Source organism: Asticcacaulis sp. (assembly GCF_027484505.1).
Lineage (GTDB): Bacteria > Pseudomonadota > Alphaproteobacteria > Caulobacterales > Caulobacteraceae > Asticcacaulis.
This window is the reverse complement of sequence record NZ_JAIXSV010000182.1, coordinates 1-8,546: the sequence shown is the minus strand read 5'-3', so window position 1 is coordinate 8,546 and position 8,546 is coordinate 1. Positions and strand designations below refer to the sequence as shown.

Genomic DNA, 8,546 nt, shown 5'->3' with positions numbered 1-8,546 from the left:
CCTATGCCGATTTGCAGGTCCGCCCGCTGGGCACCTGGCACAGCAGCGATATCCAGCCAGGACCTGTCGGCAGCCTGCTGATCGACGCGGCCCAGGTCGGTGTGGGCGGTGACACGGGCTGGAGCCTGGATGGCCGCGCCCTGCCCCGCTACCGCATTCCGGTGGGGCCGGTCAGTTTCCGGTTCCGGGTGGGGTGAGCGGGGGGATCGCCCTTTCTTTCGTCATCCCGGTGACAAGCCGATGGGCGCCAAGAACACCCGCGTGGCGATCATGGAGCGTGGGGAGTTCGGCCCGACCCGTCCCGAGCAGTACCTTGCCTTCCGGCGTGCGACCGGCCCGGAAGCGCTTGCCATGATTGCGGGCCAGGCCGGAACCGGCAAGAGCTACACCATGGCCGCCATCCGGCAAGCCTATGAGGCGGAGGGGGCGCGCGTCATCGGCCTGTCCTTCACCAATAAGGTGATACAGGACATGAAGCGTGACGGTTTCGGGGAGGTGCGTACCGTCACTGGGGCCATGCAGGATGTCTTTCGCCAGCGGGCGCGGTGGGACCATCGCACAGTGCTGATGGTGGACGAGGCATCCATGCTTTCCACCCGCGACATGCTGGGGCTGTTGATGGCCGCCAACCATGCCGGGGCCAAGCTGGTGCTGGTGGGCGACGACCGCCAGCTTGCCAGCGCCTACCTGCATGGCGGCTTGTTCGGTGCGCTGCGTGAGCACCATGGGGACGTGGTTTCCGAACTGTCGGAGATCCACCGCATCCGCGACCATGCCCCGGATGCTGGGGGCCAGCGCCGGGCATTCAATGCCATGCATGAAGGCCGGTTCCGTGAGGCGCTGGACATCTTCGACCGGCAGGGTTTCATCCAGTGGTCGGATACGCAAGACGAGGCCCGTGCCGCGTTGGCGAAGCAGTATGCCGCCAACCTGACGGCGCAGCCGCAGGCACGGCGCTTCGCCTTCACCCATACGAACGCCGACGCCAAGGCCGTGAATCAGGCGCTACGCGAGGTTCACCGGGCGCGCGGCATGCTGGGGCCGGATCATGCCTTGCCCGTGCAGGGCGGTTCGACCGTCTTTGCCGTGGGCGACCGTATCCAGCTCACCGGCAGCGCCTACCGCAAGGCCGACCGGCAAGCCGGGCTGGCCAACGGTGTCGTAGGCACCATCCGCCTTATTGAGGGAATGAACCTCACCATCGCCCTCGACGCCCGGAAGGAGGAGCCGCCGCGCCTGCTGTCCTTCACGGTGGGCGAGAACCAGCAGGCGGGGGAGTTCAATGCCTTCCAGCATGGCTATGCAGGCACGGTGTATAAGGGCCAAGGGGCGACCGTGGACATTTCCTATCGCCTCCATGGCGGCAGTGAGGGGGCGGCTACCTCCTATGTGGGAGCCAGCCGCCACGCCGACACCATGCACCTCTTCGCCAGCCGTGAAACGGTGCGCGGCGCAGGCCCGTGGAAGGGCATGCAAGGCGGGCTGGACGGGTTGACGGAAGCGCAGCGCCAGCAGGCCGAGAAGGCGTTTGCCCGTTGGGCACCCGCCCATCCCGAAATTGCCGAGCGCCGGGGCCTTACCGGGTATGTCACCTTCGTGCAGGGGCAATGGACAAAGGATAAGGCCCGCGATAACGACCTCAACCAACTCGCCCGCCAGATGGGGCGACCGGATGAATGCCGCGCGGCCATCCAGTTCCAGCCGGTGGAGCCACCGCCTGCCACCTCCGCCCCGCCTGCTGCGCCATCTGCCCCCAGCGAGCCCCCCAGCCGCTACAGCCCGGCATTCCGCCGCGTGGTGGACGCCTTCGACCTGATGCATCGCCGCACCGTCCGGCAGGCAGCCGCCGATATGCGGGCCGCTGCCGATGAGGACAAGGAATCCGGTGGCCGCTGGGATCGCCTGCGCGCCTTCTGGCGGAACCGCATGGAGCACGCGCCGGACAGCCCGGCACCACCCCGCCCGGACATCGGCACTCAACCCGGAGTTGATGACAATGCCCGTCAGACGGGATATAATGCCAAACCGTCGCATGACCCGAAGCCCAGACCCGGCGGCATCGACCCATGAGCAGCAACATCTATAAAGACATCATCCGCCAGCGCGAAACCGCCCCCCAGGGGCAGGCCGAAGCGGCGTTGCCGCCGCCCGCCGATGGCGAGTACGTGGGCTTCCGCAGCGGCAGCCGCGTCCAGGTGGGGTTTGCCCTCTACCGCGCCACTGGCGACATGGACGGCTTCCTGTACCACAACCTCGACAACCTGGCTCTACGCCGGGCCAGCGGGGCCGAGTTCCTGAGCTTCACCCATCGCGGCAAAGCCGTCACCATGCAGGGGCACGGCCTGAAAGCCATCATGCAGGCCATCATGGCGCACACCCTCATGGAGATGTACGAGCATGACGGCAAGGCGGTGGGGATGGACGCGCCGGTCATCCAGCGGGTGGAGGTGACGGAGGTGAGCCGGACACCAGCGGGAGGCCAGTAGTGCTTGTTGGTGGAATGAAAGGCGCGCAATTTAAGGCATCTGGCCCATATTGCTTGCAGTGCTCATTCTTCAAACGCATCCCCCAGCCGATACGACCGGTTTTTACGCGACGGATCGTGCAGCGCGAGGAAGCCGCTGGCAACCCATGCGCGGCAAAGCTCCACAGTAGTGCGCTGGCTAAGCCCGAGGTGAGTGGCGATGTCGGCGCTGGTGGCAGTGCCCTGTAGCCTCAAATACTCCCACAGACGGCGTTGCCTTGGGTCGAGGCGACGCAGCAAGGGGGCATGGTCTGTTGCTCCCCGTGTCGCGGCTTTCGCGGCCTGTGCCCGCACTGCTGTGAAGGCATCGGCCATGCCCTCGCAGAAATAGGCGACGAAGCCGGTAATGTCGGATTCAGCGCGGCCCATATAGTAGTTGTGCGATGGCCCAACCGTCAGGGCCTTATAGTAGCCGCCGAGATTGCGTGCGTAGTATTCTTCAAGGCTGTAGATGCCCTTCAGGCCGTAGCCTGCCTTGTGCAGGAGCAGCGTTGCCAGCAGCCGCGCCGTGCGCCCATTACCATCGTAATAGGGATGGATGGTGGCAAACTGGTAATGGGCGACGGCGGCAATGATGGGGGCTGGAAGTTCCCCACCTGCCATGGCTTCGGCCACCCATCCGACGAGATCGGCCATCAGGCCGGGCACATCGGGAGCCTCTGGGGGCATGTAGACGATACCGCCCGACGCCCCATCACGAATCACATTCTGGCCATCCCGATAGGGCGTGGGTTTGGCCTGCCCATCCATGACCAGACCGTGGATGCGCTGAATATCCACCTCTCGCAGCGGGCTGACTTGCTGAGCCAGCCGTTCCACTTCCTCAATAGCCCGGTAGTAATTCCGCACCTCGGTTTCGTCCCGCTCCCTTCCCGGAAAGCAGGCACCGGCAATGGCTTCCTGCACTTCCACTTGAGTAAGACGGTTCCCCTCAATCTGGGTGGAATAGTGGGTGGCGATGAGCCGCGCCGTTTCCCGCAACGATGCCAGCATCTCAATGTCGATGGGCAACGCCATGATGCTTTGGCGCACGGCCTCAATGGCCATAAGCGCCTTACTGATACCGGGGGTGATGCGGAAAATGGGCTGATACATAGGCACATCCTAGCGGATACGCTGATAAATGTCACTTAAAACGCTGTTAAATGTCGGATAAACGTCAGTTATCACGTTGATGACCCATGAGGCGTCCGGCCCCTCATCGACACCTTATCTCATCTCCAAATGAGCAGGAGTGCAAATCAATCGTTAGTAAATAAAAATCAAAAATAGAAAGAATTTATTAATAATTATCACCTATATTTGGCTATAAGAAAGCCATAAAGGCACATATTCGCGCAATACACGTTCTGTATCATTAAGAACTGAACGTGAGAATCATGGAAGTATTTACCGATATATCCGGTCAGCGTGGTGCATCTCTGACCCGTATCTTGAACGCCCACGATGAGGCGCTGACGGACGCCGAAATTCTGGAAATGCTACTGGCCTCGGATGCGTTCGAGAGCACAACGGCCCATCGTCTGTTGGAAAAGTACGGTTCGCTGGCAGCGGTCATGCACGCTTCTGAGGCTGTCCTGTTGGATGCTGGCCTTCTCCCGGCGGACATTGGCCGCCTTAAACTGCTGCGTCTGGCCCTGCGACGGAGCCTCCGGTCGGCTGTGGAGGGGCGGCCATTGCTCAACGGCCATACGCCGCTTCTTGAATATCTCTCCTTTGCCATGGGCCATCAGCCCGTGGAGGAGTTTCGCGTCATGTTCACGAACCATGTGTTCGTCCTGCTGCACGATGAAACCATGTGGCGCGGCACGGTCAACCACACGCCGGTCTACCCGCGCGTGATCGTGAAGCGCGCCCTGGAGGTGGGGGCAGTCGGCATCAATCTGGTTCACAATCACCCCAGCGGGAACATGACGCCTTCCGAAGCGGACATCGCCAACACCGACAAAATCGTCGCCGCATGCAAAACGATAGGCGTCGTGGTGCATGACCATGTGATCGTGTCGCCTGTCGGCCAATATTCCTTTCGCGGTAACGGGAAACTGACCGATGCTTGATACTGAAAAAGTTGAACCGAAGAATGCTGATGCTGCGATGCTGTTGGCTCGCCAACAGGCCATGGCGGTAGCGCGGCCATCAGGTGTCCGTTTGGCCGACGCTGCGCTTGCGGAGGATAGCGGTATGGCGGACAACGCGGAGCACAAGGCCGCTTCGATATCCGCGCTGGAGCGACCGCCGTTGGACTTGGAGGCCATCCCGCCCGACATGGCCAGTGAAGCGCTTGAAATCCTTGAGCGGTATCGGACTGAACCGTCATACGACGCAGAGAAAGCGGTGGCAGATTTCAAGGTATTGACGGACGCGAAGAAAACTGAAACCAGCCACCTGCTTCACGACGAGCATTCCGCCGAAGAAAAGCGCCACAAGCTGTGGGAGAGCCTTTCAGAGTCGATGGAAGTCGTGGATAAAGCATTCTCGAAACTCGATCCCTATCTCACCGACGAAGAGAAGGCACAGCGCACTGCCTTGCAGGATGCGATGGACAAAGCGGAAACGGAAGAAGAAAAGGCCGTTGCCGCTCGTCGCAAACTTGATTACGACCTGATATTGGCAGGGATAGCGAAAAACCGCGCGTTGGCTGTCGGTGATACTGCGGGCGCGGCAGCAGCAAGCGGCATTGAGGATAAAGTCCGCGATGCTTTGAATAAACTGAACCAGATTCAGGAGATACGAATACAGGCAGACATTTCGCTGTCCGATGAGCAGCGCGCGGCAAAGATTGCGCAGTCGCAGGCGGAGAATGCAAAGCTGGCCGAGAACGGCGACATAGGTATGCTTCGTGATCAAATTGTACTAAGTGAAATTCAACTGAGAGCAGAGCGGAATCCCATTTATGGCGGGCCTGCACAGCCGATGGCGGATCGGCTGGTCATAGCAGAGCAACTGGCCGAAATCGCGCCGCAATCCTATGAATGCCAAGAAGCTTGTCCGGCCAGTTCCAAAGAACCGACCGCTACAAGCGCCCAGAAGCCCAACTTGTCAGTGATCCCGAGGTTATAGCTAGCGCCGCCCGGCAGCAATGCGCTGGTTCTGCGGTGCAGCCTGGGCGGTTCGATCACCGGCAGCGTTCTCGGCCACTTGCTTGCCACGATTGATGTAGTAGATGCCGTAATCATAGCCGCCAATTTCAGCCTCGCCAGAGGTGATTCCATGGTTGCGGAATGCCTGTTCGGCATCAGCACGCACTTCTTCCAGCGACTGTGTTGGTTTCGGCAGAGGGGCGGCTGGATTCCTGATGTAGTCCAGCACACGCTTTGTAAAAGCGGCATCGAAAGCAACGCCCGGCACCAGCACAAGGCTTTCGCCGGAACCCAGCGGTATCATATGCGAGGTAGTTTTGGCAGCGACTTTGGGGTCGTCCAGAGCCTTGAGGTAGGCATTCACAGCCATCTCGGCATTCTCTCGCGTTGGCTTTACCTTCTTGTCGGCCACGATAGCCATGTATGGGCGCAGCAATCCTTTATCAGGGCGGTCAAGGAGGGCATCGGGTTGGCGACCATTGAGAGCGCTGAGCTTCAGCTCCGTATCTGCACTCACATCCAGCACACGCAGACAAAAATCATTTACGTTAAACCCTTCTTTGGGGTTGCCGGAGTTCTCTCGCATTTCGTCGATGCCTTGAGCTCGGAGACCAGTCATGCACTGGTAACGGTTCAGGTAATATTCCGTTGGGAAAACTTCGGCAGCGCGATCCAGTCGTGCGACTCCTTCGAGTATTTGTGGTCTTTGCGTTGCTTCGGCCATAACGAATCTCCAATTATCTGTGCGTGAAATAGTTTTTGGCTCTACATCCTTCTTACCAAGCCCATTGCTTATGTGTGTGACAGTTTGGAGAAGATTAATTTTTGGTAAATTTTGAATGGGTTGCGCGAAGCCATCCACAGCGGCAAGGCCCGCCGGAGCCACAAAAACAGCACCGAAAACGCAGCCAGCCATCGCCAGCCGCCAGATGGACGGGGACATTCGATAAACTCCACCCTGTAGATGAACTGTCCGTATAGCCTGCGTTCAGGCGTTTCCAGCCAAGTCAAACACCACCGGATGATGACACCGTGCAACAGTATCGGCAATTTTGTTGCCGGATTTACTCTAACTCACATGGTTTTTCTGGACAGGATGACCACCCTGTATTTTGCATGGGTGGCAGCGGTGGCGGATATGCTCACGCACGGAAAAGCCCGTGCAACCCTATTGCCGATTTCGTTGCACGCCAGCAGGGAGGGCGGAACCATGGCACAGCAGGCCGCAGGTGACTGGCAGGTATATGATGCCGCCGGGCAACGCAAATACCTCAACGAAGCCGAGGTGCTACGCTTCCTGAGTGCCGCCGACCGTCTGCCCGACAGCAGGCGACTGTTGTGCTACGTGGTGGCTTACACCGGTTGCCGCATCTCCGAAGCGCTGGCTCTCACCCGCCCGCAGATCGACCCGGCGGAAGGTGTGGTGCTGGCCACCCTGAAACGCCGCCGCACGGTGCATCGCCGGGTGCCATTGCCGCCATTCCTGTTGCAGCAGTTGCGGGCGATGCCGGTGGGCGACGATGGCCGCTTGTGGCATGTCCATCGCGCCACGGCATGGCGTTTCATCGCGCAGGCGATGGCGCAGGCGGGCATCAGCGGCAGAATGGCGACCATCCGGGGCCTGCGCCATGCGTTCGGCGTGCGCTGCGCCACCCGCGCTGTGCCGCCCAGCCTGATCCAGCGCTGGATGGGCCATGCCAGCCTGCGCATGACCATGGTGTATATCGACGCCATGGGCAGCGAAGAGCGCGCCTTCGCCCGGCTGGTGTGGTGGACGGCAGGCCCGCGCGAGGCAGCGCACACGATGGCAATCCATCCGCCCCCGCCCCACGCCGCAGGTGGCAAGGGGCAACAGCGGCGGCAGATGCAGCACGACCTCGACGCCCTGCGCCGCGAGAACGACCGCTACCGCCAGGCCATCCACGGCTTCCTTGCCAACGTCCCCCTGTCAGGCGGGGCATTGACGGTTTCGGCGGGCGTATGCTGAGATACGCCGAAGCAGTGCTCTATTATGGGAGCTACATCCAGCTCGCCGCGTTGGTGCTGTTGCTGGCATTGCTGGTGCGCGACGAGTTCCGCGCATGGCGACACCGCAACAGGCGGTGATGCCCCCGCTGCCTCGCCGGGCAGCCGGGGCGCTCAGGATGAGCGCCACACGGCCACCAGTTGGGACATGGCCGCAATCAGGCTGGCCGATGCGTTGAGGATAAGGGCGAATTCTGTCAGGGTCATGATGTTCCTCCTTGGTTCCCCGCGCATCATTGCGCGATGGTGCGGAGGATTCAGCGGCCACGCTGTCGGGCAGTCACAGACCGCCCCAGCGCCGTTCACGGGGCGCTGCTGCACAAGCCGCAGGCGCGGAAACAGCCGCCTTGCCAGCCCGACATGGGCCGCTTCTATCCGTCAGCCATCGCGTATGCGCCGGGGGGCGGAGGAACACATGCCCCAATGGAATGCCCAAAAGCCCCTTGCAGCTACCGGCAAGGGCTGTATTGTCCATCCCCAACGGCCACGATCACCCTTCCCGGAGGGGCAGAATCCCCCGTCCAACGGCGGCAAAACCTGCACAACTCCTGCACAGGCGATTTTGGCTTAAAATAACCATTTCTTACCAATCCCTTGCGAAAGGCCTTTCCTTTCGCCGGGGTGACGGTATGAGCGGATGGATAAGAAGGCGGGCCAGCAACCTTCCACTTACGTCTTGTAAACTTCTGCCACTTTGGTGAATTCGGTGACCTGTGCCTCGATCCATGCGTCGTCGCGGCCGAGTTCTGCGGCCAGGATTTTTGCCACGGCGGGGGCGGCGGCGATGGCGGCGTGGGCGTTGAGCAGCAGGGCGCGGGTGCGGCGGGACAGTACGTCCTCCACCGTGCGGGCCATCAGGTGGCGGGCGGCATAGGCGACCTCCCCCAGGGCATAGGGCAGGTCGGGATGCATGGGTG

10 protein-coding genes are annotated in these 8,546 nt (G+C 61.2%); 7 read left to right on the top strand and 3 right to left on the bottom strand.

All coding sequences use genetic code 11. The features are described 5' to 3' along the window. From Q0072_RS11235 to Q0072_RS11225, 3 genes are all read left to right on the top strand, one after another. The coding region (locus Q0072_RS11235) for a hypothetical protein (RefSeq protein WP_298329886.1) at window positions 1-197 on the top strand (197 nt) is incomplete at its 5' end. Continuing rightward, window positions 130-2,070: an AAA family ATPase gene (locus tag Q0072_RS11230; RefSeq protein WP_366941801.1), complete on the top strand. Its 1,941-nt coding sequence runs from the start codon at window positions 130-132 to the stop codon at window positions 2,068-2,070. The genes Q0072_RS11235 and Q0072_RS11230, both read left to right, overlap by 68 nt. Continuing rightward, on the top strand, window positions 2,067-2,486 hold the full coding sequence (locus Q0072_RS11225; RefSeq protein ID WP_298329881.1) for a hypothetical protein: 420 nt from the start codon (window positions 2,067-2,069) through the stop codon (window positions 2,484-2,486). Before Q0072_RS11230 ends, Q0072_RS11225 begins: the two co-directional genes overlap by 4 nt. A gap of 62 nt (window positions 2,487-2,548) precedes the next feature. On the opposite strand, the gene Q0072_RS11220 is transcribed toward Q0072_RS11225, so the two are convergent. Further along, window positions 2,549-3,619, bottom strand: a complete 1,071-nt coding sequence (locus tag Q0072_RS11220) for a Fic family protein (RefSeq protein ID WP_298329878.1) — start codon at window positions 3,617-3,619, stop codon at window positions 2,549-2,551. A 284-nt stretch (window positions 3,620-3,903) separates the two neighbouring features. On the opposite strand from Q0072_RS11220, the gene radC reads away from it, so the two are divergent. Together radC and Q0072_RS11210 are read left to right on the top strand one after the other, a co-directional pair. Beyond that, the gene (gene radC / locus Q0072_RS11215; RefSeq protein ID WP_298329875.1) at window positions 3,904-4,581 is read left to right on the top strand and encodes a RadC family protein; all 678 of its coding nucleotides are present in this window, start codon (window positions 3,904-3,906) and stop codon (window positions 4,579-4,581) included. Further along, complete coding sequence (locus Q0072_RS11210; RefSeq protein WP_298329872.1) at window positions 4,574-5,584, top strand: hypothetical protein; 1,011 nt, start codon at window positions 4,574-4,576, stop codon at window positions 5,582-5,584. The genes radC and Q0072_RS11210 overlap by 8 nt, the downstream gene beginning before the upstream one ends. Here Q0072_RS11210 and Q0072_RS11205 read toward each other — a convergent pair whose 3' ends face one another. Continuing rightward, on the bottom strand, window positions 5,585-6,547 hold the full coding sequence (locus tag Q0072_RS11205; protein ID WP_298329869.1) for a hypothetical protein: 963 nt from the start codon (window positions 6,545-6,547) through the stop codon (window positions 5,585-5,587). It abuts the gene before it with no gap. 267 nt (window positions 6,548-6,814) lie between these two features. Between Q0072_RS11205 and Q0072_RS11200 the strand changes: the two genes are divergently transcribed. Then, window positions 6,815-7,591: a site-specific integrase gene (locus tag Q0072_RS11200; protein ID WP_298329866.1), complete on the top strand. Its 777-nt coding sequence runs from the start codon at window positions 6,815-6,817 to the stop codon at window positions 7,589-7,591. Further along, the gene (locus Q0072_RS11195) at window positions 7,585-7,710 is read left to right on the top strand and encodes a hypothetical protein (protein WP_298329864.1); all 126 of its coding nucleotides are present in this window, start codon (window positions 7,585-7,587) and stop codon (window positions 7,708-7,710) included. The genes Q0072_RS11200 and Q0072_RS11195 overlap by 7 nt, the downstream gene beginning before the upstream one ends. A 588-nt stretch (window positions 7,711-8,298) precedes the next feature. Here the strand turns inward: Q0072_RS11195 and Q0072_RS11190 are convergent. Then, window positions 8,299-8,546, bottom strand: a 248-nt coding sequence (locus Q0072_RS11190) for a glycerol-3-phosphate dehydrogenase C-terminal domain-containing protein (RefSeq protein WP_298329861.1), incomplete at its 5' end; no start/stop codon positions are given.